19 protein-coding genes are annotated in these 25,440 nt (G+C 66.2%); 10 read left to right on the top strand and 9 right to left on the bottom strand.

What is annotated here, in order from left to right; genetic code table 11:
- Positions 1 to 40: 40 nt before the first annotated feature.
- Complete coding sequence (locus tag AABA86_RS06580; protein WP_212249866.1) at positions 41 to 937, bottom strand: LysR family transcriptional regulator; 897 nt, start codon at positions 935 to 937, stop codon at positions 41 to 43.
- Between the two features lie 155 nt (positions 938 to 1,092).
- On the opposite strand from AABA86_RS06580, the gene AABA86_RS06575 reads away from it, so the two are divergent.
- Positions 1,093 to 1,566 (top strand): cyclophilin-like fold protein, encoded by a 474-nt coding sequence (locus tag AABA86_RS06575; RefSeq protein ID WP_338306238.1) that lies wholly within the window; start codon positions 1,093 to 1,095, stop codon positions 1,564 to 1,566.
- A 24-nt stretch (positions 1,567 to 1,590) separates the two neighbouring features.
- Positions 1,591 to 2,610, top strand: a complete 1,020-nt coding sequence (locus AABA86_RS06570) for a zinc-dependent alcohol dehydrogenase family protein (RefSeq protein WP_338306237.1) — start codon at positions 1,591 to 1,593, stop codon at positions 2,608 to 2,610.
- A 55-nt stretch (positions 2,611 to 2,665) separates the two neighbouring features.
- Here AABA86_RS06570 and AABA86_RS06565 read toward each other — a convergent pair whose 3' ends face one another.
- The 4 genes from AABA86_RS06565 to AABA86_RS06550 form a co-directional block, all read right to left on the bottom strand.
- A complete protein-coding gene (locus AABA86_RS06565) occupies positions 2,666 to 2,908 on the bottom strand; it encodes a hypothetical protein (protein ID WP_338306236.1) in 243 nt (80 codons plus the stop codon).
- A 47-nt stretch (positions 2,909 to 2,955) separates the two neighbouring features.
- Complete coding sequence (locus AABA86_RS06560; RefSeq protein ID WP_212249871.1) at positions 2,956 to 4,077, bottom strand: DUF2336 domain-containing protein; 1,122 nt, start codon at positions 4,075 to 4,077, stop codon at positions 2,956 to 2,958.
- A 261-nt stretch (positions 4,078 to 4,338) separates the two neighbouring features.
- Positions 4,339 to 7,968 (bottom strand): AsmA family protein, encoded by a 3,630-nt coding sequence (locus AABA86_RS06555; RefSeq protein ID WP_338306235.1) that lies wholly within the window; start codon positions 7,966 to 7,968, stop codon positions 4,339 to 4,341.
- Between the two features lie 142 nt (positions 7,969 to 8,110).
- Complete coding sequence (locus tag AABA86_RS06550) at positions 8,111 to 9,343, bottom strand: cytochrome P450 (protein WP_212249873.1); 1,233 nt, start codon at positions 9,341 to 9,343, stop codon at positions 8,111 to 8,113.
- A 131-nt stretch (positions 9,344 to 9,474) separates the two neighbouring features.
- Between AABA86_RS06550 and AABA86_RS06545 the strand changes: the two genes are divergently transcribed.
- Both AABA86_RS06545 and AABA86_RS06540 read left to right on the top strand, forming a co-directional pair.
- Entirely contained in the window at positions 9,475 to 10,101 is a 627-nt protein-coding gene (locus AABA86_RS06545; RefSeq protein WP_212249874.1) for a TetR/AcrR family transcriptional regulator, read from the top strand.
- Between the two features lie 132 nt (positions 10,102 to 10,233).
- Positions 10,234 to 11,160: a catalase gene (locus AABA86_RS06540; RefSeq protein ID WP_338306284.1), complete on the top strand. Its 927-nt coding sequence runs from the start codon at positions 10,234 to 10,236 to the stop codon at positions 11,158 to 11,160.
- A 36-nt stretch (positions 11,161 to 11,196) separates the two neighbouring features.
- On the opposite strand, the gene AABA86_RS06535 is transcribed toward AABA86_RS06540, so the two are convergent.
- The gene (locus AABA86_RS06535; protein ID WP_338306283.1) at positions 11,197 to 12,129 is read right to left on the bottom strand and encodes a helix-turn-helix domain-containing protein; all 933 of its coding nucleotides are present in this window, start codon (positions 12,127 to 12,129) and stop codon (positions 11,197 to 11,199) included.
- 412 nt (positions 12,130 to 12,541) lie between these two features.
- Between AABA86_RS06535 and AABA86_RS06530 the strand changes: the two genes are divergently transcribed.
- The 5 genes from AABA86_RS06530 to AABA86_RS06510 all read left to right on the top strand — a co-directional run bounded on the left by AABA86_RS06530 (position 12,542) and on the right by AABA86_RS06510 (position 17,342).
- The gene (locus AABA86_RS06530) at positions 12,542 to 13,477 is read left to right on the top strand and encodes a helix-turn-helix transcriptional regulator (protein ID WP_246550551.1); all 936 of its coding nucleotides are present in this window, start codon (positions 12,542 to 12,544) and stop codon (positions 13,475 to 13,477) included.
- 98 nt (positions 13,478 to 13,575) lie between these two features.
- Positions 13,576 to 13,896 (top strand): hypothetical protein, encoded by a 321-nt coding sequence (locus tag AABA86_RS06525; protein ID WP_212249875.1) that lies wholly within the window; start codon positions 13,576 to 13,578, stop codon positions 13,894 to 13,896.
- A 109-nt stretch (positions 13,897 to 14,005) separates the two neighbouring features.
- Positions 14,006 to 15,211, top strand: coding sequence for an NAD(P)/FAD-dependent oxidoreductase (locus tag AABA86_RS06520; RefSeq protein ID WP_338306234.1), 1,206 nt, complete (start codon positions 14,006 to 14,008; stop codon positions 15,209 to 15,211).
- Positions 15,212 to 15,313: 102 nt separating this feature from the next.
- A complete protein-coding gene (locus AABA86_RS06515) occupies positions 15,314 to 16,267 on the top strand; it encodes an MBL fold metallo-hydrolase (protein ID WP_338306233.1) in 954 nt (317 codons plus the stop codon).
- A gap of 121 nt (positions 16,268 to 16,388) precedes the next feature.
- Positions 16,389 to 17,342, top strand: coding sequence for an MBL fold metallo-hydrolase (locus tag AABA86_RS06510; protein WP_338306232.1), 954 nt, complete (start codon positions 16,389 to 16,391; stop codon positions 17,340 to 17,342).
- A gap of 78 nt (positions 17,343 to 17,420) precedes the next feature.
- Here the strand turns inward: AABA86_RS06510 and AABA86_RS06505 are convergent, their stop codons facing one another.
- The 3 genes from AABA86_RS06505 to AABA86_RS06495 all read right to left on the bottom strand — a co-directional run bounded on the left by AABA86_RS06505 (position 17,421) and on the right by AABA86_RS06495 (position 23,941).
- Positions 17,421 to 20,003 (bottom strand): EAL domain-containing protein, encoded by a 2,583-nt coding sequence (locus AABA86_RS06505; RefSeq protein ID WP_338306231.1) that lies wholly within the window; start codon positions 20,001 to 20,003, stop codon positions 17,421 to 17,423.
- 143 nt (positions 20,004 to 20,146) lie between these two features.
- The gene (locus AABA86_RS06500; protein WP_212250090.1) at positions 20,147 to 21,448 is read right to left on the bottom strand and encodes an MFS transporter; all 1,302 of its coding nucleotides are present in this window, start codon (positions 21,446 to 21,448) and stop codon (positions 20,147 to 20,149) included.
- Between the two features lie 102 nt (positions 21,449 to 21,550).
- Positions 21,551 to 23,941: a bifunctional diguanylate cyclase/phosphodiesterase gene (locus AABA86_RS06495; protein WP_338306230.1), complete on the bottom strand. Its 2,391-nt coding sequence runs from the start codon at positions 23,939 to 23,941 to the stop codon at positions 21,551 to 21,553.
- Between the two features lie 329 nt (positions 23,942 to 24,270).
- On the opposite strand from AABA86_RS06495, the gene AABA86_RS06490 reads away from it, so the two are divergent.
- Positions 24,271 to 25,437, top strand: coding sequence for an ABC transporter substrate-binding protein (locus tag AABA86_RS06490; RefSeq protein WP_212249890.1), 1,167 nt, complete (start codon positions 24,271 to 24,273; stop codon positions 25,435 to 25,437).
- The last annotated feature ends 3 nt before the right edge of the window (positions 25,438 to 25,440 follow it).

Here is a 25,440-nt window from a genome sequence, read left to right as displayed (position 1 = left end):
GAACGAACGGGACGGCACCGAACCGCATCGCCGGCCGCCGTCACTTCCCGCGATGACGCAGTGCGTCGACGATGACCTTGAAGGCGGGCGAGTTCTGGCGCCGGCTCGGATAGTAGATGTGGTAGCCGTCGAACGTCGGAGACCAGTCGTCCAGCACCAACGCGAGGTCGCCCGAGGCGATGTGCGCCTTCACGATGTTCTCCGGCACATAGGCGATGCCGTATCCTCTCAGGGCCGCTTCGACCTGGGTGTAGGAGCTGTTGAACGTCAATTGCCCGTCGACCCGGACGCGAAGCTCCTGGCCGCGCTTGGCGAATTCCCAGGCGTAAAGCCCGCCCGCCCGTTCCAGTCGCAGATTGATGCAACTGTGCCCTACGAGCTCGTGGGGATGCTTGGGCGCGCGGTGCTCGGCGAAGTAGCCGGGTGAAGCCACGGCCACCAGGCGCCAATCCGGCCCGATCCGCACCGCGACCATGTCCTTTTCGACGCTCTCGCCGAGACGGACGCCGGCATCGAAACCCTCCTCGACGATGTTGCGAAATCCGCTGTCGAGGCTGACTTCGAGCTTGATGTCCGGATAGTTCTTCAGGACCGGCTCCAGCTTCGGCCACACCACGCTCTCGAATGCATGGTTCGAGATCGTCATCCTGATCCGCCCGGACGGCTTGTCGCGGAACGCCATGAGGTCGGCGATGTCGGCCTCGATCTCCGCGATGCGCGGTGCCATCGATTGCCGCAGCCGCTCGCCGGCCTCTGTCAGACCGACGCTGCGGGTGGTCCGCGTCAAGAGCCGGATACCCATCTGCTCTTCGAGACGCTTGATGGTGTAGCTCAGTGTCGACTGGGCAATGCCGAGCTTGGCTGCCGCCTTGGTGAAGCTGAGCTCCTTGGCGATCGTGAGGAAGGAAAGAAGGTCGTTGAAATCCTGCCTGGCCATCGCTTTCCACCGCTGAGAGTTCCCATTTATGCCTCCCATCGATCAACGCAAGCGGATTAATCCATCTAATCGGATCGCGTGCCGGGCGTTATGTTCAATGGCGGGGGCGGCTGCGGCTCGCGTGCCGTCCGACCCCGACCACAGGCGCATGTATCATGTCCAGACATTGCTTCGCGCGCCGGACCGTTGTCGGCGGCATCGTGGCCATCGCCGCGGTGCCCGGCTCCGTCGCCGGCCTCACCGTGACGAACGCCTCCGGGCGGAGGGGAGCTGCGAACATGCAGATGCGATGCGCCTTCGAGCGCCACAGTTTTACGGCAACCCTTCTGGACAACCCGTCGGCGCGGGACCTCGTCGCTCTGTTGCCGCTCGACCTCGCCATTGAGGACTATTCGACCAACGAGAAGATCGCCTATCTGCCGCGCAAGCTGACGGAGCTCGACAGCGTCCCGTTCGCTGACGAGGCGCCGGGCGATCTCTGCTACTTCGCGCCCTGGGGCAATCTCGCTTTCTTCCACGGCAGCTATCGCTACTCGAAGGGCTTGATCCGTCTCGGCCATCTCGACGGCGGCGCTCAGCCCCTGCTCACGCGCGGAAAATATCCGCTGCGGCTCGAGCTTATCCCCTGACGATCAAACCCGAAAGGTTCAGCCATGCTGGCAACACTCATGTATGGTCCCGGCGACATCCGCTGCGAAGAGGTCGACGATCCCAGGATCCTCAAGCCCACCGACGCCATCATCAAGCTGTCGGCAACCTGCATCTGCGGGTCCGACCTCTGGCCCTATCGCGGCCTGCAGCCGATCGACGGTCGTGCGCAGCACATGGGCCACGAATATTGCGGCGTGGTCGTGGAGGTCGGCAGCGAGGTGAAGACGGTGCGACCCGGGCAGTTCGTCGTCGGCTCGTTCTGCATCTCCGACAACACCTGCCCGCATTGCCGCTTCGGCTTCCATTCCTCCTGCGTCCAGCGCGAATTCATGTCGGGCGCGCAAGCCCCCTACGCGCGCGTTCCGCTGGCCGACGGCACCCTGGTCGCAACCGCTGAGCATCCGTCGCCCGATCTCATCGCGGACCTGCTCGCGACCTCCGACGTGCTCGGCACCGGCTGGTATGCCGCCGATGCCGCCAACGTTCGCAAGGGATCGACCGCGATCGTAGTCGGCGACGGCGCCGTCGGCCTGATGGGCGTGCTGGCGGCCAAGGAGATGGGCGCCGAGCGGATCATCGCCATGAGCCGGCACAAGACGCGGCAGCAGCTCGCGGTCGAATTCGGCGCCACCGACATCGTGGCCGAGCGCGGCGAGGCGGGCATTGCCCGCATCAAGGACCTCACCGACGGCGTCGGCGCCGATTCCGTTCTGGAGTGCGTCGGCACGCAGGAATCGATGGCGCAGGCGATCGCCTGCTCGCGGCCCGGCGGATCGATCGGCTATGTCGGCGTGCCGCACGGCGTGACCTTCGACGGCCAGGCGATGTTCTTCGCGCAGCGGCGCATGCTCGGCGGACCGGCACCCGTCCGGCGCTTCCTGCCGGACCTGATCGGCCGCGTCCTCGCCGGCAAGATCAAGCCGGGCAAGGTGTTCGATCTCAAGCTGCCGCTGTCCGACGTCGCCGAGGGATACCGCGCCATGGACGAACGGCGCGCGATCAAGACGTTGATCACCCTGTAAGATGGGGCAACGCCTCACGGCGAAGCGAGAGAGGTGATGACGGGTGGGAGGCAGCTTACCGGAAATACCCCAGCACGAGATCGATGTCCGAGCTTCCGGCCACCGTGCCGTTCAGCTCGGCGTCGATGACACGCCGGCAGGCGTCGATCGCGGCGTGGTCGCCGAGGTCGTTGGCGGCTTCCAGCACGAGCCAGGCCGCGTCCACCGACGCCTTGTCGGGCGCTCCACCGCCGAGATCGGCGGTGACCGCGCTGTCGAGGTTCTTCTTGCGAACCGCGGTGCCGAATTGAGGCAACATTGCAAATACTCCCCTTCGAATTCCGGGACGATGCTCAGTGCACCTGTTCAGTGGACCTGAAGCTCGGGCTGACGGCCGCCTGAGGCGGAATCAGCGGCGGTCTTGCGCGACTGGTAGAACTTCAGAACGCTGCGCGAGGTCTCGATCTTGAGCCGGCCGAAATCGCGCTCGTTGTCGTGGAGCTCGCGCGCCGTGATCAGATGATCCTTGGCGCCGAGGAACAGCAGCGACATGGTCGTGTCCCAGGAGAAATCGAGCGCCTTGCACAGCACCAGAATCATCTCGCGGTTGCGGTCCATCATCGCGCGCTCGATCACGTCGACCGGCAGCGCCGACAGCAGCGACAGGCCGATCTGCACCTCGTCGAAGCGATGCTGGCGCGCATAGTTCGAGATCGATTCCTGGTTGAGGTTGCCCTGGCGATATTGCGTCGTCACCACGCGCTTGGCGACGAAATAGCTGCGCGAGGACGGGCCGAACTTGGACTGAAGATCGCCGGTGACCTCGGTCACCGAGCTCTGGATCTGCGCCATCATCTCGGGCCGCTCGGTCTCGAGGCGGCGGCGGACGTCTTCCGACGCCTTCGAGATCAGCTGCTGGAAGATGTGGCGGGGCACGTCCTTGCGCAGGCCAAGCTGCTCGGCGAGGATCGAATCGCCCTCGGCGCGGCGGACCATGTGCAACAGGCCCGAACCGGAGAAGCGCGCGCCCTCGTTCCTGGCCACCGAGGTCACGACCTCCTGATCGCCGCGCTTGACCAGCACGTCGGTGACGGCCTCGCCGATCGATTTGCGCTGGGCGATCGCGAGCAGATGCGACTGGCCCTTGGTCATGGCGCTCTCCACCAGCATCTTCTCGTCGAGACGATTGGAGTCGCGCAGCACGGGACCGGCGACCTCGATCTCATCGTCGAGCGCCAGCTTTTCGATGACGTTGAGCGGAGCGTGATCGCACGCCGACATCAGCTCCGAGAGCTGCGCGCGCGCAGCGACCTCGATCTCGTCGGCGAGCCGGCCGATGACCTCGCCGAACATGCTGATCTCGTCGTCGCTGTAGCGGCCGGTGATCAGAATATCGGTCGCATGCCACAAGGCCTTCGCCCGGCTTTCGTCAGTGCCGCGCGCGATCGCGTCGTCCAGATCCTGTAGAAGCGTTTTCGCCCCGTTCATCTCGATAACCCCAGTTCTTGGCAGTTCTTTTGGCGAGCCGTCCCGCCGCTCGTGGCGGGACACCGGATTCCTCTGAGAACTGACGCTAGAGATCAAACGCGAGAATTCGGTAAAATCGGCAAATCAGTTTTGCCGGGCAAAATTCATTCAAATGCGAGCGAATGGGTTTACCAGAGGTTCACGGGAGAAGGTGCGCGACCTCTCCCGCAAGCGGGAGAGGTAAGCGAGCCCGCGGCTCAATTCGCGCAAACCAATCCGCCCCTACGGATTCTGCGGCGTCAGCACCAGCGGCGGCTTTGGCTTGGGCCTGGCGGGCGCAGGACCCGGGGCGGGCCTCACGTCGATCGGCGGAGGCAAGGGCGCGAGCTGTTGGCTGGCAAGCGGCGGGCTTGTCAGCGGAGGGCTTGGCGCTGCGGGCGCGGCTTGCGGAGCCTTCGGCAGCGGTGCGGCTTTCGGCTTTGGCGGCGCGCGGCGCGGATCGTGGCCCGGCAGCGGGACATTGGCCGGCGCCTGCTCGGGCGCTGCATCCGGAGACACCAGCGTCGGCAGCGCCGCGGTCGCCGGCGGAGGCTCGCCGCGCTCGATGGCGTCGAGCCGGCGCGTCTCGCGGTCGATCGTGCGCACCGCCAGCCACGACGACAGCGGCGCAAGATCGATGGTGCGGCTCAGCCTGTCGGGAGGGCCCGCCGCAAACAGCTGAATCTCCGGCGGGGCGCCGGAGAGGCCGGTCATGATCGGCGTCAGGCTGGCGCGGATGTCGGCCTGGTCGGCGGGGATGTCGTAGCCGCCGGAGACGATGGCGCGGGCGTTCTTCGCTTCCAGCGGCGTCGCGCCGACGCGCAAGCGTCCGTCGCGGATCGTGAACGGGATCTGCGCCGAGGCCACCGCGATCGGTGCGGCGGCAAGCGCGGGCTCGACGAGCTGGCGCAGGCGGTTGTCGTCGGCGACCTGGCCGCCGTCGCTGGCGCGGATCGCAATCTCGAAGGCGCGCGGATTGAGGCCGCCGATTTCCGCGGAGTCCAGCGTCACCATGCCGTTGCCGGCGAGCGCGCCGGTGAGCGCCGCCACGCTGCGGCCCTGGCTGGTCAGCGCCATCTGCACCGAGGCGCGTCCCTTCGGCAGCGCGAGATCGCGATAGCGCAGCGCCGCCGCGTCGACATTGCTGAGATCGATGCGCGCGTTGAGCGCAAGACCATTCGCGCCATTGCGTGCGTCGAAGCTCGCCGAGATCTCGCCGCCACTGAGGCCGCCCTTCAGCGCATCGAGCGCGAGCGACTGGCCGTCGCTTCGAATCGTGCCGCCGAACGGGCGCAGCTCGATGCCGCCGGGCAACATCCCGCGCAACGCCTGGAAGGCGATGCGGCCGCGCCAGCCGCCCAACACCCCCGCACTCAGCGGCTCGCCGGACTCATGCCCGGCGGCGCCGATCGCCATCGCGAGCGCCGGCGCCAGGTCGAGCGTATCGAGGCCGACTTCGCCGTCGACGCTTCTCTCCTGATCGAGCCTCACCGCCAGATGACCGCGCAAATGCGAGCCGGCCGCATTGCCGTCGAGATCGTCGAAGGTCAGGCGGCTGCCGGAGAGCCCGACGCGGGAGGACAGGCTGACGGCCTGCATCGATTTGTCGGCCGGGCTGGTCCCGAACAGCGGTGCCAGATTGGCGTTGCGCACGCGCAGGTTCACGCTGGCTTTCGGCTCCGACAATTCGACGCTGCCCTGCGCATCGGCTTCGAGCCCGCCGCCGCTGAGCTTTGCGTTCAATTGCAACGGCCGCCGCCAGCTACCTATCAGCTTGCCTTCGAATTGCGAAGCGCCCTCGCCTGCGGCCACCACGCGATCGAGCCCGAGCAGCGCCAGCAGCGCGCCGGCCTGCGGCGTCGACACTTTCGAATCCAGCGTGAAGTCGCTGTCGCGCAATTTGTCGATATCGATGCCATTGACGGCCGCCGCCGGCATCTGCGCGGCCAGCGTCGCGCTCGCCTTGAGCTGCGGCGCGTCGAGGTCGAGCACGGCGCGGGCGTTGCTGCGATCGGCATGCTCGGCATTCCTGTCGAGACTGAGATCGAGCCTGAGGCGGGTCGCGCCTGGTAATGCCGGGATGGCATCGAAGCGGGCGCGCACCGCGGGCGCAAACGGCTCGATCAGCGCGGTGAGCTCGCGCAGCGAATTGGCCGAGGATTTCAGCGCGAGCTTGCCGGCGGCCTTGGTGCGGTCGAAGCTGCCGCTCGCCTCCGTGGTCACGCCGCTGGCCTGGCCGAAGCGCAGCTGCTCCAGCGACAGCGATGCGGGGCCGAAAGCGAGCTTTGCCGCGAACGGCCGCAGCTCCTGGCCGGCGGAGATCGCGCGGCCGATATCGAGCGAGAGCTTTGCCTCTTCCGGCCATTCGGCTTGCGGCCCCGCAAGCGCGCGCACGAAGCTCGCGGCGGCATCGAGGTCGAGCCGGTCGGCCTTGAGCTCCGCGTCGATCCGCGAACCCTTGCTCGCGCCTGTTTGCACGAAGGCGATGCGGCCCTCGACCGCGCCGCCTTCGATGTCGGCCTTGAGCCTGTCGATGGCGAGATGGTTGGCGGCGATGGTCACGTCGCCGGCAAGACGCAGCGGCCGCGTGCTGCGGCGGTTGATCTCGCTGCGGCCCTGCAGCCAGGCCACCAACGTGTCGGGGTCCGAAGACTCGACGCTGAGACGGCCGCTGAAACTGTCGGCGCCCGGGGTTGCGCCGTTGAGCGAGAGCTGCGTCGTGCCGGGCGCGCGCAGCTCGAGCCTCTGGAAGGTCCAGGACCTTCCATCGGTTTGCAGCTCGGCCGTGATGTTCTGCAGCGGGCGGCCGCCGAGCATGATCTGGTCGGAGTTGAACTCGATCTGCGCCGGGATTGGTGCCTGCGGAATGGCAGCCAGCCCCGCGCGCAGCGCCGGCAGAATGCGGAGCGGCTCGGCATCGTCCTTGCCCGCGAGCCGGTCGGCATCGACCTGGCGCGCCGACAGCACCGCGCGCAGCAGCGGCGAGGCACCGAATCTGAGGTCGCCGACGCCGCCGAGCTTCAGCGCATTGTCTTCAGCGCCGAAGTTCGCGTCGATCTGCTCGAACTTCGCGCCGGCCGGGTCCGCCTTGAGCTTGGTCGTGAGCTTCCACGGCGTCGGACCCGCCTCGCCCGCCTTCTTGACCGCCGGCACGGCCAGCGTCAGCGCACCGTCGAATTTCGGCAGGCGGTTGTCGAAGGCGAGCACGCCTTCGAGATCGGCGAGGATGGCGCGCTCGCCGGGATCGATGTTGAGGTGAAGACGGGTGGCGCTGCCGTCGGCGCTCGGGCCGGAGGAGACGCGAAAGGGATAGCGCACCCCGGCGGCGGTGAATCTGCCGTCGCCGCGCACCGAGCCCGCGAGCGAGCGGACGTCGCCGGAGAAGACGATGTCGTTCAGCTCCAGCGTCGAGCGGCTGGCGGCATCGTGAAGCGCAATGCGGCCGGTGAGATTCAGCCGCTCGATGGCGAGGGACGCCAGATTGAAGGTGCCGCTCGCGGTGGAGGGCAAATCGACCCGCCCCCGGGCATCGAGGCCGAGATCGACCGCCATGCCACCCACCGAAAGCTCGGTGGCGCGCCATTCGCCGCGCATCAGGGAGCTGAGGCTGAACTCGACGTCGAGCTTGTCGGCGCGCAGGCGGCCGAGATCGTTGTTGCCGCCGAAGGTGACCTGGCGCAGCCGCAGCGTCGGCGCCGGCAGCAGCCGCGCGTCGAGCTCGCCCGCGACCCGCACCGGTACGCCGATGATCTTGCCAGCCTCCGCCTCGAACTGGGGCCTGAACTGGTTCCAGTCGACGTAGTAAGGCCCGATCAGCGCGGCCAGCAGCGCAATGATGAAGGCAATCGCCAATCCGAGCAGTGTCGTCTGCACGGGTCTCCCCTCGGCCAAACCGGCATCCGGACCAAACCCTGGCCTTAGTGGACTTCAGGCGTGCCGGAACAGCCCCTTATATAGGGGGAAGTGTGGCGAAGTCACAGCGACTGTTGCGCGCGGAGGTTAATGCCGGCGCGCCTCACCAGCTCGCCGGCAGCCGCTTGAGGCCACGCAGCACGAAGGTCGGCCGCCATTCCGGGTTTTCGACGTCGTCGATGCGCAGATCGGGCAGCCGCCGCAGCAGCGTGGCAATGGCGATCTCGGCCTCGATGCGCGCCAATTGGGCACCCAGGCAGAAATGGATGCCGCCGCCGAACGACAGCGGTTTCACGTTCTGGCGGGTGACATCGAGCCGGTCTGGCCGGTCAGGATAGACCGCGGGATCGCGGTTGGCCGAGCCGAGCAGGCACAGCACGGTCTCGCCCTTGGGGATCCTCTTGCCGCCGAGATCCTCGATCTCCTCCAGCGCGACGCGCCCGGTCATCTGCACCGAGGAATCGTAGCGCAAAAATTCCTCGATCGCGCCTTCCATCAGCTCGGGGCGCGCCTTGAGCAGCGCAAGCTGGTCCGGATTGCGGTGGAGCGCCAAAAGGCCGTTGCCGATCAGGTTCACCGTGGTCTCGTGGCCGGCGCCGAACAACAGGATGATGTTGGCGGTCAGCTCCTCGTTTGTGAGCTTGTTGCCGTCCTCCTCGGCCTGCACCAGCTGGGTGGTGAGATCGTCCCCGGGATTTTTGCGGCGCAGCTCGAACAGCTGCTGGAAATACATCTGCGCCATCAGGTTGCCCTCGTTGCCCTTCTTGATCTCCTCGGCAGTGAGTGGCACGGGGTCGAGCAGCCGGCCGCCGTCACGCGAGCTCTTGTAGAAGACCTCGCGATGGTCCTCGGGGATGCCGAGCATCTCGCAGATGATGGTGACGGGCAGGCGGAAGGCGAAATCCTCGATCAGGTCCATGTGGCCGCGATCGATCACGGCATCGATGGCCTGGTCGACGATCGCCTGGATGCGCGGCCGCATGTCCTCGACCCGGCGCGCGGTGAAGGCCTTTACGACGAGGCCGCGCAGGCGAGTGTGATCCGGCGGATCGGCCTGCAGCATCCAATGGCTCATGCTGCGGAACACCGGCTCGTCCATGATCTTCTCGCCATAGCGGCGCGTCGTGCGCTCGACGAAATCCTTGCCGAAGCGCTTGTCGCGCATCACCAGGCTGACGTCGGCGTGGCGGCTGGTGACGAATTGGCCGAACGGCGTCACGTGGATCGGATCGATCGTGCGCAGCCGTTCATAGTGCGGATAGGGATCGCGGATGAAGTCCGGCGAGAGCGGGTTGAACAGCGGCGCGCCGCCGGCGCCTTGCACGTGCTCGTTCATGGTGACCTCAAATCGGTTGCCGATGACACGAATACGCCGATCGCAGCCCCACTGCCCGGCGCAACCATCCCTTGAATTTATCAACTCGATACATTGTTGTATCGAGTTGCATTCTGCCTTAACCTCCTCCGATGTCAAGGCTGAGAACCAGGCCGACCAGGGACGACACGCGCGACAAATTGTTCGAGGCGGCCGCGCGCGTGTTCGAGGAGGACGGCATCGGCGGCGCCAGCATCGAGGCGATCGCGGCGGCGGCGGGCTTCACCCGCGGCGCGTTCTATTCGAATTTCAAGAGCAAGGACGAATTGATCATCGCCATGCTCGAGGACCATGTCGAGCAGTCGATCCGGCGCAACCTCGACATCCTCGCCCAGCACGACAATCTCGACGATTTCATCGCCGCGCTGAAGGCGATGGACCGCACGCGGCAGGATCCCCTCGCCCGCTCGCCGCTGCTGCACATGGAGATGATCCTGTTCGTCGCCCGCGCCGAGAAGCGCCGCCCCGAGCTCGCCAAACGCCTGCGCGCGCGGCGCAAGCTGGTGGCCGACATCGTCGAGGCGACGTTGAAGAGCAACGGACGGAACGACAATCTGAACCCGCCCTGGATGGCCTCCGTCGTGCTGGCGCTCGAAGACGGCTTTCGCCTGCACCGGCTGATCGATCCCGAGACGACGCCCGCGGACAGCTTTCTGCGCGCGATCACGGATTTGCGGCGGAGGACGGGACTGGCATCGGACGAGGGGGCGTCTTCATAGAGCGCGGCGGGCCCGAGCAAGCGAGTCGCGAGATTTGTCGCAGGATCGGACAAGGCACGCCCGCTTTGGGAAAGAAGCTCGATCAGTCCTGCGCCACAAACGAGCGCCACCGTTCGAACCCAGGGGTTCGTCCTGCCTCAGTTCCCCAGCGGCGCTGCCACGCCGACGTCTGTTGTCGATGCCCTGAAGGCGGTTGCCGGGCTTCCGCCCAAGGCCCGCGCGAGCTTTTCCTGGGGCCAATGTGTTCGCGGCACCTACACCCCGTCGCATCAGGTCGAGGAGATCACCAGATCCCGCAGCTTCACCAAGCCGTCCCGGGTGCTGGCGCGGTTCTCGGCGGACGGCTGCACCCCAAACGCGGTGGACACTGACAGGTGCTCGCTGCGCGGCTTCAGCTTCCGGCTCGGCAGTGGGGATCAGCGCTCCGAGATCTTCACCCAGAGCGCCCCGGTTCATTTCGCCAGAACGCTCGACCAGATGCTAGCGTTCCTCCAGGCGCGCATGCCGGGGCCGGACGGCAAGCAGGACATGGCGCAGGTCGCGGCATTCTCCGCCGCCAATCCCGAAACGCTGCGTCAGGCAAGCTACCTTGCCGTGCATCCGCCGCCCGCGAGCCTTGCGTGCACGACCTATTGGGGCGTGCACGCCTTTCCCGCAACGAACGCGAAGGGCGAGGCACGGTTCATCAAATTCAAGGTCGCGCCGGTCGGCGAGGAAGGCACGCCGCCCGAGGACGCGGCCATAGCCGAGTCCACCGGCTTTCTGCGCGGCGAGCTCGAAGCCCGGATCGGGGCACGCGATGTCAGGTTCAGCGTGATGGCGCTGCTGGACCGGCCCGGCGATCCCGTCATGGACGTGACCACCCGTTGGCCCGACGAGGATGCGCGCGAAGCGGTACGCCTCGGAACGATCGTGATAACGGGCACAGAATCAAACGAGACGTGCGACGGGTCCGCGTTCAATCCGGCCAATCTTGCCGAAGGCATCGGCCACCCGCCGGACGAGATGTTTGCGGCGCGCAGCGCCGCCTATACCATCTCTCAGGCAAGGCGCCGTTGAGCCGAACAGCGAGCGGACAGGCTTTTGGAGGCCGGATCACGTTTCGCTTTCCGGCGCGCCCTGCGCCTCGCGGCGCCACATTCCCGGGCTGATGCCGACCACCGAGGAAAACACCCGGGTGAAGTGGCTCTGATTGGCGAACCCGGCCGATATCGCAATCTCCGCCAGGGACAGGTCGCGCACCGTCATCAATTGCTTGGCCGTGTCCACGCGCTGGCGCAGCAGCCATTGGTGCGGCGGCAGACCGGTGGAGAGGCGAAATGCCCGCGAAAAATGACTGACGGAGAGATCGAACTCGGCTGCGATCTTGTCCAGTGAAAGCTTTCCGCGGAGATCGGATTCAAGCCTTTCGCAAGCCCGCTTGACCTGCCATGGGGCAAGGCCGCCGCGCGCCGGCTCGGCGGCGCTCCGCAATCCGCCGTAGGTCGTCGCAACATGTGCGGTGAGCGCGAGCATCATGTGGTCGATGAAGAGCTGGTTGGCCTCATCAGGCTGGCGCAACGCCGCCAGGAACGACGCGCCGAGATGGCGGATGGTCGTATCGTCATGGCCGACGCCGGGCTGATAGGCGAGTTCGCCGATCCGTGGCGCACCGCCTTGCCTCGCCATGTCGTCCAGCACCGAACGGGGCAGATAGAACAACAGGGAATGGAAAGGCTTGTCGATCACGTAGCGCGGATCGCGCTTCAGGTCGTACAGGTATGTCGCGCCGGCTTGGATATCGCTCTTGATCACGCAGCGGCCGCGCTCCCAGCACTCGCAATCGGCGAAATCGCGGAATTTCAGGCCAACGAGATAGGCGTCCTCCGAGGGCATCGAATCGGAAAGACGCGGCATGGGATGGTCATCCCGGGTCTCGGTGACGGCGAGCTCGGCGCTGCGCAGCGAACGCGTGACCAGCGTTGGCGGCGCATCTTTCAGATGCAGAAACCGTTCGACCTTCTGCGCGAAGGCAGCTGCCTGTGCCATGGGCGTGGAACTCATATGAGAGGAGATTTGGGAACGCGGCGCCGCCGCCAAATCAGGCCCAATTATCCGACATCGCCAAGTGACGGTCCAGACCAGCGGCTCGGGGCGACAGCCGTGTGACGGCCCGCCGCATTTCTTGCCTCAGACCCCTTTTCACGAGCAATCTCAACGGGCTTGGGTGCCTCTCGCGCAATCTCCGTTCAATGCCTCGGCATGCGCATCACCGGCCCATCGTGCGTTTGTGAAAGCGCGCGCCGGCTTGGAGCAGGATCGGACAAAGCACAACCGCTTCAGGAAATACGCTGAGCCTTCGCCGCGCATAGAACACGCCCCGACCCGTACAAATACGGACACTGATCGAAAGCTTGAGCTGATCAGGAGGAGCCACGCGATGACCGGGAGCACTACACTCATGCGCAATCCCTCGCACAAGGGCTTGCCACCCGCGCAGAGCCCACAATCGGACGATCGCTCGAGTTCCGAGCGACGCGCCGATGCGGAGATGGCGCGCGTGCTCGGGACCGAACCACTTCGCATGGCATTGGAGTCCTCCGGTGCCGGGATCGCCCATTGGAAACATGATCCATTGCACGATGTCGTCGAGCCCATGAGCCACCACGTGATCATGGCCTACAACGGCATGATGCAACGCATGGAGCGGCGGACGGGAAAATCGATTGCGATCGGTACGTTTCGTCCCGGCGTATTGATCATCATTCCGGAGGGATCGAGCTCCCGATGGGACATTCCGAAGCCCGTCGATGTGGTTCAACTGTATCTTCCGGATGCAACGTTGAAGCGCGTTGCTCGCGAAGCCGAGATCACGGGAACGGACGACCTGCTGGAGCGGACGGCGCATCCTGACCCGATTACGTCCCGGCTACTCCTGAGCGCGGCAGATGCGCTGGGAGGCAATGAAGCCCTGGATACGCTGTTCCGGCATCAACTGACAGATCTTCTCGCCACGCGCCTGCTGGTTGCGCACACAGGTTCGCCCACCAAGCTGCAGCCGACCATGGGCGGGCTGTCGCCGAAGATCCTGCTCCGTGCGATCGAACGGTTGCGCTCGGACAGCGATGCGGACGTCTCGCTCGATGCCCTGGCTTCCGATGCCGGACTATCGCGCTTTCACTTCTGCCGCGCCTTCAAGGAGAGCACCGGCCTTTCCCCGCACTCCTGGCTGCGCCAACACCGGCTCGAGCAGGCCATGAGCATGCTGCGCGACAGCGACGAAGCGGTCGTCTCGATCGCCGCGGCGCTGGGCTATTCGTCGCAGACGGCGTTCGCAGCCGCCTTCAGGAAGCTGACCGGCGAGACGCCGAGCGACTGGCGCAGGCATAAGCGTTAACAGCAATCGCGATGCAACCACGGCAATCGCTCTGGCGCAGCGGCAAATTCGATCCGCTAGACCATCACCATGCCCAGACCAATCGACGGAGATCGAAGATGACCTGGAAAAACTTCATCAGCCGGCGGGTGATCGCGTCGCGCCGCCGAGGCCTCGCAACCGCAACCTTGTACGGACTCTCGCTGGCCGTTCGCTTCACGTCGGCAACGGGCGAAGAGGTGGAGATTCCGGCGCAAGCCATGCATCCGACCTACCCGCTGGTGTCCATCATGATCCGGGATGGCTCCGGTCTTCCCTACCAGGACTGGGGCCCGAGGACGACTCAGCCGGTCGTCTTTCGACAAAGTTGGCTACGCCAAAGTTGGTTGCACCAAGGCTGGCCATCGAGTTCGCCGCTGTCGCGCTGCGTAGCGCCTTAACACCGGCGATTCACTTCACCTCTTCGTGCCGTCACCGGACGCTGCTTTGAGCGGAGCAGCGACGGCTCGCGCACGGACTTTCGAAACGCAGAGATCAAGGAGTAGACCCATGCGACTAGTCATCATCGGCGCCGGCTTTGCCGGCATGTACGCCGCCCTTTCCGCCGCTCGCCTGCGTGAGATCCAAGGCGTCTCGCCAGACCAGCTCGAGATCGCGCTGGTTGCCCCCGAACCGACGCTCGTGGTTCGCCCGCGGCTCTATGAATCGAAGCCGGAGACCCTGACGGCGCCCCTGCTTGAGGTGCTCGAGGCCATCGACGTCAGCTATGTGCAAGGCAGCGCCGAGACGGTCGACACCAGATCCTGCATGGTGAAGATCGCCACGGCGAAGGGCGCGAAGAAGACGCTCTCTTACGACCGCCTCGTCGTGACCACCGGCAGCCGGCTGTTCCGTCCGAACATTCCGGGTCTTGCCGAGCACGGCTTCAGCGTCGATTCACTGGACGATGCGATCGCGCTCGACAAGCACCTGCATGGTCTCGCCAAGCGACCGGCCACGAACGGGCGCGACACGGTCGTCGTCGCCGGCGGCGGCTTCACCGGCATCGAGGCGGCCACCGAAATGCCGGCGCGGCTTCGCGAAATCCTCGGCACGGGCCCAAGGACTCGCGTCATCATCGTCGAGCGCAACGATGCGATCGCGCCCGACATGGGCGCAGGCCCCCGCCCGGTCATCGAGCAAGCTCTGCGCAAGGTCGGCGTAGAGACACGGATCGGCGCCGGTGTCGCCTCGCTCGATCAATCCGGCGTCACGCTGTCGAGTGGTGAGCACATCGAAACCGAGACCGTGATCTGGGCGGCGGGCATTCGCGCGGCGCCGTTGACGACGCAAATTCCCGCCGAGCGCGACAGTTTCGGCCGGTTGCTTGTCGACCGCTGCCTGCAGGTGACAGGCGTTCAGGGCGTCTTCGCGGCCGGCGATGCGGCACGTGCAGCCTGCGACGACGAGGGCAATTACGCACTGATGTCGTGCCAGCACGCGACGCGGATGGGCGCCTTCGCCGGCAACAATGCCGCGGCCGAGCTGCTCGGCCTCGCGACAAGGCCTTACCACCAGAAAACCTACGTCACCTGTCTCGACCTCGGCGAAGCCGGCGCGCTGTTCACGCGCGGCTGGGAGCGCAATGTCGAGATGGTCGGCGACGTCGCCAAGAAGACGAAGCGGGAGATCAACACGGTCTGGATCTACCCGCCACGCGCCGAGCGCGCCGCGGCGCTCGCGTCAGCCGATCCGGAACGCGTGACTGATCTCTAAACGCCAACCCGATGACGGGCCGCGCTCCCTGCGGGCGCGGCCCCGCTGCAGCCCATGAGCAATCCACAGCATGAAACAATGCGAACAGAGGAGCCTTCAAAGATGAATCAGATGATCTCTCACGCTCAGAAGGAGACGAACATGAACCTGCACGACACCACACATTTCGACAGAGCGCGGTCCGACGAGCTGGTTCCGTCGCGTTATGCGCTCCGTGTCGGCGAGATCGACGTGATGGTGATCAGCGATGGCGTGCTGACGCCGCCCGCGGAGTCGATGGCCACCAACGCCGACCCCGCTGCAAGAGGAGCGTGGCTGGACGACATGTTCCTGTCGCGAGACGCGTTCGATTGGGCGCTGAACGAGGTCGTGGTGCGCAGCGGCGACCAGACCATTCTCATCGACAGCGGGCTTGGTGTGGAGTACCCGGACTTTCCGCGCGCCGGGCAGCTGGGCTCGCGACTCGATGCTGCCGGCATCGATCTTGGATCGGTGACCGACGTCGTGCTGACCCACATGCACTTCGACCATGTCGGCGGGCTGCTCGTCGACGGGGTGAAGCAGCGGCTGCGTCCGGACCTGCGGATCCACGTGGCCGCGGCCGAGGTCAAGTTCTGGGGCGCGCCCGATTTCTCCCGCACCGCCATGCCGCCGGCGCTTGCCGACCTGGCTCGGCGAGCATCCAGGCAATTCCTGGACGAATACCGCAACCAGCTGCGCATTTTCGAGCAGCAGCACGAGGTCGCGCCGGGCGTGGTCGTCAGTCGTACCGGCGGCCATACACCCGGGCATAGCGTGGTCCGCCTGGCGTCCGGCGGCGACCGGCTGATGTTCGCGGGCGATGCCATATTCCCGGTCTCGTTCGACCATCCCGAATGGCACAACGGCTTCGAGCACGATCCCGAGGAAGCGACCCGCGTCAGGATCCGGCTCATGCGCGAGCTGGCGGAGACGGGCGCGTGGCTGGTCGCCACACACATGCCGTTCCCGTCGGTCGGCCGGGTCGCGGCCACAGGCGACCTGTTTCGTTGGGTACCGACCTGGTGGGACTACTGACCGCTTGTTGGATCTGGTCGCCCCAGAGCGCCTCCATTCTCCGAACACCTCATCAGCATTGGCCGCACTGCCCACGGCAGACGCGCGGTCTCTTACAGACTGAAGAAAAGGAGCTTTCAAGATGAACCAGACGATCCGTAACACTAAGGAGACGAACATGAACCTGCACAACACCACACGCCCCGGCGGGCCGGGGCCCCGAGAGCTGGTTCCTTCGCGCTACGCGCTGAAGATCGGCGAGATCGACGTGATGGTAATCAGCGACGGCGTACTGACGCTGCCGGGCGCGATGCTGGCCCACAACGCCGACCCGGCCGTTCGCGCGGCGTGGCTGAAGGACATGTTCCTGCCGCCGGATGCGTTCGATTGGGCGCTGAACGTGGTCGTGGTGCGTAGCGGCGACCAGACCATCCTCGTCGACGCCGGACTGGGATCCGACCCGGACCTGCACTTACCGCGGGCCGGCCAGTTGAGCAAGCGACTGGAAGCCGCCGGTATCGATCTTGAGTCCGTGACCGACGTGGTGCTGACGCACATGCACATGGACCACATTGGCGGGCTGCTCGTCGACGAGGTGAGGGACCGGCTGCGCCCGGACCTGCGCATCCACGTGGCAGCTGCCGAGGTCAAGTTCTGGGAGGCGCCCGATTTCTCCCACGTCTCGATGCCGCCGGGATTCCCCGACGCGCTTCGGGCGACCGCCAAGCGGTTCGCGAAGGAATACCACAACCAGCTGCGCACCTTCGAGGACGAGCACGAGGTGGCGCCGGGAGTGGTGGTCACGCGCACCGGCGGCCACACCCCCGGGCACAGCGTGGTCCGCCTGGCATCCGGCGGCGATCGGCTGACATTCGCCGGCGACGCCGTGTTCACTGTTGGGTTCGACCACCCCGACTGGTACAACGGCTTCGAGCACGATCCCGAAGAGGCGGCCCGAGTCCGGGTCCGCCTTCTGCGGGAGCTGGCAGCGAACGGAGAGTTCCTCGTCGCCACTCACATGCCGTTCCCGTCCATCGGCCGGGTGGCGGTCGACGGCGACCACTTTCGCTGGGTGCCAGCCTTCTGGGACTACTGACCGCTCGTCGGGTTAGAGCCGAACCGGGGTGCGCACTCACGGTATGAGTGAGTTCGCACCCTATTTTCGAACCTGCCCCTAAGCCGACCGCCTCACAGCATCGCTGCCCGCCGCCCCAATATCCAGCCGCCCCAGCATCGCCCTCGCCTGCTCGGCGCAGTGCTCGATCAGCCAGCGTTCGAACGCGACGGGAGGAAGCGCGGGGGCATAGAGGAAGCCCTGCACGACGTCGCAGCCGAGTTCGGCCAGCGTTTTGCGCTGGCCTTCGGTCTCGACGCCTTCGGCGACGACGGTCATGCCGAGGCCTTGGCCGACGCGCACCACGGCGGTGGCGATTGCGAGCGCGCCGGCGTCACGCTCGATGTCGCGCATGAAACTGCGGTCGATCTTCAATTCGCGGATCGGCAGATGCGCAAGACGGCTGAGGCTGGAATAGCCGGTGCCGAAATCGTCCACCGAGAGCCCGACGCCGAGCTCGCGGATCGCGTTCATGGTCTCCAGCGCCGCGACGCTGTCGTGCATGAAGGCGCCTTCGGTGATCTCCAGCATCAAGGCGTCCGCCGGCAGATCGTATTCGGCGAGGATGTCCTTGAGCCGCGCGGCCAGCGTGACGTTGCGGAAATTGATCGGCGACAGGTTGACCGACACGCTAGGGATGTTGAGCCCGGCGCGGCGCCAGCTCGCCATCTGCCGGCAGGCCTCGCGCACCGACCACAGGCCGATCTGCTCGATCAGGCCGCACTCCTCCGCGAGTGGGATGAATTTCGCCGGCGAGACGTCGCCGAGCACGGCATCACGCCAGCGCGACAGCGCCTCGACGCCGTGGATGGCGCCGTCGCAGCTGCGGATCTGCGGCTGGTAGCTGAGGGTCAGCGCGCCTTCGGCGATGGCACGGCGGAGCGCCGCGATCAGCGCCAGCCGCTGCTCGGTGAGCCCGTTCATCTCGGCGCTGAAGATGCGGTGGGTCGAGCGTCCCGCCTGCTTGGCCATGTACATGGCGGCATCGGCCTGCTGCATCAGGGTGTCGATGTCGGTGGCGTGATCGGGATAGAGGCTGATGCCGATGCTGGCCGACATCGGCATCAGCTTCGATCCGAGCCTCAAGGGTGCGGCCAGCGCTTCGGTGATCCCGGCCGCGACACGCTCGGCGCCCTCGGCGTTGCGTTGCGGCAGCAGGATGACGAACTCGTCACCGCCGAGCCGTCCCAGCATGTCCTCGGGGCCGATCTGCTCGCGCAGGCGCTGGGCGAGCTGGATCAGGAGCTCGTCGCCGGCGGCGTGACCGAGCGTGTCGTTGACGTCCTTGAAATGATCGACGTCGAGGAAGGCCAGCGCGACATGGCTGCCGGTCGGGCAGGCATCGATCGCCGTAGTGATCAGGTTCCGCAGCTGGGCGCGGTTCGGCAGGCCGGTGAGGATGTCGTGATAGGCGAGCCGCGCGATCTCGGCGCGCGCTTCCTTGCGTTCGATCGCGAAGGCGCCGAGATTGACGCAGGCCTCGACGATGCGCCGGTGCCAATTGCTGGGCGCGCGGGGTTCTCGATAGTAGAAGGCGAATGTTGCGATGACCCGGCCGTCCTTGGCTTTGACCGGGGTCGACCAGCAGGCGCGCAGCCCGATCGCGAGCGGCATGGCCTTGTAGGGCTGCCAGCGCGGATCGGTCTCCAGGTCGGTCGCCAGCACCGGCTCGCCGTAGAAGGCGGCGGTGCCGCAGGAGCCGACGTTGGGGCCGATGGCCACGCCGTCCAGCGCGCGGGAATAGTCCTCGGGCAGAGAGGGACCGCCGAGCGGATGGATCAGGCCCGCGGCATCGACATGGAGCAGCGAACAGACGACGTCGGGCGCGATCTCCTCGACGCGACGGCACAGCCTGTCGGCGATCTCGCCGATCGGCACCTCGTCGGCGAGCGCGCCCATGATGAGCTGCTGCAGCGAGCGCAGCTGCTTGGTCTCGGTGATGTCCTCGAGCAGCGCGAAGATGTGCCTGACCCGGCCCTTCGTGTCGCGGAAGGCATCGATCCGGGCGCAGACCCAGATCTCCTCGCCGTCCTTGTCGTAGGCCAGCACCTCGGCCTCGCCGCGGCGACCGCCATGCATCAGGCGCTTGATGAGCTTCGCGATCGCCTTGCGATCGGTGTGCCGGCCGGCAATCAGCTCGCCTGCGCGGCGGCCCTCGGCCTCCGCGTCGGTGTAGCCGAACAGCGTCGTGAAGGCGGAATTGACGTAGACGATGTTCTGCTCGGTGTCGCTGATGATCACCGCCCGGTTGGTCTGGTCGGAGACGGCGTGGAGAAGTCCAATCCTGACGCGCCGCTCGGCTTCGATGGTGACGTCGCGCGCAAACACGATGTAATGATCGGCGCCGCCGATGGCCACGGAAGACAGCGCGACAGCCGCCCTGATGCGGCTGCCGTCAGGGCGCACGAGACTGATCTCTTCCCGGAGATCGGTCACCGGATCGGCCTGGAAGCCCTTGAGGGTGAGAATTTCGGCATCGCGACCGAGCACGTCGGTGCGCGCCAGCTTCCAGATGCGCTCCGCGGCGGCGTTGAAATGCGTGATGCGATGGGCGTCATCGACGATGACGACGCCATCGTCGGCGCGTTCGAGCGCGGCTCGCAGCACGTCCGGAATTTCAGTGAGACAATCGAAGGCGGACATCGTTTGACCCGGCGATAGCGGGAAAATGCGGCAACGCTCCGATGGTGTCCAAGACGTTTTTGCCGCCCTATCGCCTCGGGACCAAGACGCGGCATGCTTAACGATCGGCGAAAACCACGGCGGTATGTTGATGCGTGCGGAACCTAATCGGCGCCGGTTCCTGCCTGGAGCTTGTGCAGCCGCCCGGCGACGGCCCGCACCTTCCGCGGCGCGGCCTGCCAGATCGAGAGCGCCGACAAGGCGCTCACGATCATCGCAATGGCGAAGGCGAGCGTATAGTCACCGGTGCGATCGTAGAGGAAGCCGGTCACCCACGGTCCGGCCGCACCGCCCGCCAGCGCCGCCAGCATGATCGTGCCGAAGATGCTGCCCTGGTGCTTGCCCTGGAAAATCTCGAACACCACGGCGCCCATGATCGAGGTGAGGCCGTAGCCGAGCGCGCCTTGCGTGAACACCATCACGTAGACCAGCCACAGCGACGGCTGGAACTTCAGCGCCATAAGCGCCGCAAAGCAGATCACAAAGCCCGCGCAACTGATCGCCCACACCCATTCCCGTCCGATCCGGTCGGAGACATGGCCGAGCAGGATCTGGCCGGGAATGCCGAGCAGGCTGACGATGCCGAGCGCCCACACCGCGACACCGGGACTGAAGCCGATGTCGAGCAGGAATTTGGTCTGGTGCACCTGCACCGCGTACCAGATGTACAGGCCGCAGAAATAGCCGAGTGCGATCCACCAGAATCGCGCGGTCGCCACCGCGCGTTTCAGCGTCCAGTCGGTCCCGACCCAGACGGGATCGACGATGTTGGAGATCGGCTGAGCCGCGCCCGCGGCCGGGGCGGCATCACCGTCCGGCTCGAGGCCGATGTCCTGCGGGCGCTTGTGCAGCAGCAGATTGACCGGCGCCAGCACGACCAGGATGAGCAGGCCCATCGCGGTGCAGGCGGTGCGCCAGCCGGTCTCTTCGATCATGTGCTGCACCCAGGGCAGCAGCGTCACCGAGCCGATGCCGACGCCGGCGAAAGCGATGCCGATGGCGAAACCGCGCTTGCGGATGAACCAGTTCGGCAGGAACAGCGACTGGCCGGAATAGCCGAGACACACCGAGCCGGCGCCGACCATGACGCCGATGGTGACATAGAGATGCCAGGGCGCGCTGGTGAGCGGCGCAAGCAGCAACCCGCCTCCCATCAGCACGACGCCGAGCTCCATCACCGCGCGCGGGCCGGCGCGGTCCATCAGGCGGCCGATCAGCGGGCTGACCACGCCCGACACCACGAAGCCGAAGGAGAAGGCACCGGCGGTGACGCCGCGCTCCCAGCCGAATTCGGAGATGATGGGAGGAAAGAACAGTGAAAAGGCGGTGCGCGCGTTGACGCCAATGGCCATGGTGACGAAGGTCACGGCGACCACGACCCAGCCGTAGAAGAACGGAAGCCGCATATTTGTGTGTTTCATCCCTGGACGGTCCTACCGACCATCCGGGGGTGCCCGGGTCAAGCGAATTCCGCGCATGCCCGTCGGGCGAGATGCGACAGGGCGATCTCAGGCGGCGTCGCGCCGTGAAGGTTTGACGGGTGCGTCGAACAGGATCCGCTCGATCGGCTGCGGGCGGCCGAACAGATAGCCTTGCGCGAAATTGACGCCCAGCGCCTTCAGCCGCTCGTACTCCTCGCGGGTCTCGACGCCCTCGGCGGTGACCGACATGTCCAGCCCGCGCGCCAGCGTCACGATCGAGGAAATGATGGCGGAGCTGCGCGGCTGCTGGGTGAGGTTGCGGATGAACGACTTGTCGATCTTGATCTTGTCGAACGGGAACGCCGTCAGATAGCTGAGCGAGGAATAGCCGGTGCCGAAATCGTCGAGCGCGAGCTCGACGCCGAGCTGCTTCAGCCGCTGCATGAAGGCGTGGTTCTCGCCGCCGCGTTCCAGCAACACGGATTCCGTGATCTCGATCTCCAGCCGTTGGGGCGGCAGGCCGGAATCGGCGAGCGCCGCGCAGATCACCTCGAACAGCTGGGCCTCCTTGAACTGGATCGGCGACAGGTTGACGGCGACCGCGAGGTGGGAGGGCCAGCCGGCCGCATCCGCACAGGCGCGCCGGAGTACGAACTCGCCGAGCGGCACGATCAGCCCGGTCTCCTCCGCAAGCGAGATGAACTGGTCCGGCGGGATCAGGCCGCGGGTCGGATGCCGCCAGCGCACCAGCGCCTCGAAGCCGCGCCGCGCGCCACTGAGGGCGTCGACGAACGGCTGGTAATGCACCTCCAGCTGGCACCGCGCGATGGCATCGCGCAGATCCCCCTCCAGCGTGTTGCGGGCCTCCAGCTCGGCCGACATCGCCTCGTCATAGATGGTGAAGCAGTTGCGGCCTGCCGATTTCGAACGGTAGAGCGCAAGGTCCGCCTTCTTCAGCAGCTGCTCCTGATCGCTGCCGTGATCCGGCGCGATGGCGATGCCGATGCTGGTGCCGATCTCGACGCGGTGACCGGGCAGCAGGAACGGTTCGGTCAAGAGCTTGGCGATCCGCGCCGCCAGCTCGGTCGAGCAGGCGCGCTGATCGGCGCCGGTTTCCTGGATGATGGCGAACTCGTCGCCGCCGAGCCGCGCCAGCACGTCGTTGGCGCGCACGGCGGATTTCAGCCGCTGCGCCACCTGGCGCAGCAGCGCATCGCCGGCACCGTGACCGAGGGAGTCGTTGACGTTCTTGAAGCGGTCGAGGTCGAGCATCAGGATCGAGAACGGCAGACCTCGCACACTCAGCTGGCTGTTCATCTCGTCGAGCCGCGTGAGGAAGAAGGCGCGGTTCGGCAGTCCGGTCAGGATGTCGGTCTGGGCGAGCTCGAGCACCCGCCGGTTCGCCAGGGACAGCCGCCGCGAATTGCGGCTTGCGAGCATGAGATAGGTCGACAGCGACAGCGTCAGCAGCATGCCGACGATCAGCACCGTGCCGGCGCGATCGTAAGTCGTCTCCAGCGGACCGCCGGCGGTTGGAACCGCCCGCACCTGCCAGTCGGTATCGCCGATCTTGAGGCTGCCTGCCCAGTGCAGCGCCCGCGCGACGTCCCGCATCGATTGCGGCGCCGTGGCCGCCGAGGAATAATCCGGCAGCATCTGCTCCAGGCTGACGATCTGCGCCGTGAAGGGCGGATAGACGTTCATGCTGACAGCGGGGCTTGCCCCGGTGGTGACGCGAATGGCCTGGATCAGCAGCGGCAGGTCGAAGACGCCGACCACGAAGCCGGCCAGATTGCGGCGCCGGTCCGCGATCGTCTCGCGCGACGTCCCCTTGGCGTAGACGGGAATGGCAACGAGAACGTCGGGCAGCCGGCCCCCCTCCTTCGGCTCGAACAGGCGCGTGCGAATGGCTGCGACCTTGTCGCTGTCGCGCGCGCGCTCCAGCACCGCGCGGCGCTCCGGAACGGTGGCGTAATCCATGCCGTAGACCGACGAGGTCTTCGGCTGGGTCGAGTAGAACACCGGAAAGTACTCGTCGCTCTGCGGCGCCGTCGCAAAGCCCTCGCTCTGGAGCGATTTGATGCGATAGCCGGACACGCCGTCCGCGATCGCCGCGGTCTCGTATTCGGCGCGCTCCTTGCGGTTGACGCGCGGCAGCCAGGCAATGCGCAGCATGCCGGGATGGCGCTCGAACAGGCGGGCGCTGAAGGTCTCGAACTCGCTGCGGGTGACTTCGTCATTGGTCGATTCGAACAGCGTGCGCAGCGCGACGAGCCTGGAGATGTATTCGCCCATGCCATTCTGCATGACGATCGCTTCGGTTTCGGCCGCGTTCTCGAACTCGATCCTGTTGACGCGGTCTTCCCACCGCGCCACGGCGGCCGCGCCGACAACCGAGAACAGAAGACCGACGCCGACCGCGACGAGCGCAGGGCGATACAGCCCGAGCAGCGGCGCGGCACGCCACCATCCGGTCATACGCCTCCGATCCTGATCGTTCTGATCGCGATCGCCCATCTTGAAGCCGCCGTCCCCCTGTCCGCGACGAACCGAACCTCTGGTTGAGGTGCCGGCGCCGCTATCGGAACAAGACCGCGGTTAAGAACTGCACAATTTCGGAACCCGAGCATTCCGCAACGCGCGAATTAGTTAATGAAGTGTCCGAATGATCCGGCATTGTGGAAACAACTTGCCGGTTTTGCCCGGAGTACTACGGGCTGCCGCCACGTCGCCGGTTAGCGAGCTATTCAGGCTCGCAGGAATATGCTGCACGAGGCTGCTTCCATTCATTCAGCAAGACCTTCCCGATGCATCGATTTCGATCGGCGACATCCCTCGTCCTGACCATCGCGCTCCTCGCCGCGACCATGCTTGCCGCGAGAGCCGACGAGGCCGGCGTCAGCGAGGATGCGATCCTGTTCGGCCAGGCCGCCGCGCTCGAAGGCCCCTCCTCCGCGCTCGGACAGCGCATGCGGCAAGGCATCGTCGCCGCATTCACAGAGATCAACGCCGAGGGCGGGGTCCACGGCCGCAAGCTCCAGCTCATCAGCCGCGACGACGGCTACGACCCCGACCGTTCGGTGGCGCAGACGCTGCACCTGATCGAGGACGACAAGGTGTTCGCGCTGATCGGCGCGGTCGGCACGCCGACCGCGATGGCGACAATTCCGATCACCAGCGCCAGGAACGTCCCCTTCATCGGTCCGTTCAGCGGCGCCGAATTCCTGCGCGACCTCGAGCTTGCCAACGTCGTCAACATCCGCCCGAGCTATGGTGCGGAGGCCGAGGCGTGGATCAAGCACCTCACCGAGGATCGCCACTTCACCCGCATCGGCATCTTCTACCAGGACGATTCCTTCGGCCGCGACGGTCTGACCGGCGTCAAGCGCGCGCTCGCCAAGCGCGGCCTCGAGCTTGCCGCTGAAGGCACCTTCGAACGCAACACCCGCGCGGTCACCGCGGCCTGGCGGGTGATCAAGCGCGCCGAACCCGAGGCGATCGTGATGGTCGGGACCTATGGTCCCTGCGCGGAGTTCATCAAGCTCGCGCACCGCAGCGGCTTCTATCCGACCTTCGTCAACGTCTCCTTCGTCGGCGCCAATGCGCTGGCCAGGGAGCTCGGTCCCGACGGTGAAGGCGTCATCGTCTCACAGGTCGTGCCGTTTCCCTGGGATCGCTCGCTCAAGCTCGTCGCCGACTACCAGGCGGCGCAGAAGGCGTTCGATCCGACGCTGACACCGGACTTCGTGTCGCTGGAAGGCTATCTCTCCGGCCGCCTCGCGGCCGCGGCGCTGGAAAAGGCCGGACCGAAACCGACGCGCGCAAACCTGCTCCGCGCCATCAACGATGTCGGCCACTTCGATATCAGCGGCAGCACCGTCACCGTCGGCCTGCGCACGATCGACACGCCGCCGAAAGTGTTTTTGACGGTGATCCAGAAGGACGGGACGTTCAAGGCGGTGGATCGGCTTTAGGGC

The organism is Bradyrhizobium sp. TM233, assembly GCF_036247965.1.
GTDB lineage: Bacteria > Pseudomonadota > Alphaproteobacteria > Rhizobiales > Xanthobacteraceae > Bradyrhizobium > Bradyrhizobium ottawaense.
Note: the sequence above shows the minus strand (reverse complement) of the source record. Positions and strands in the feature narration are given on the sequence as shown.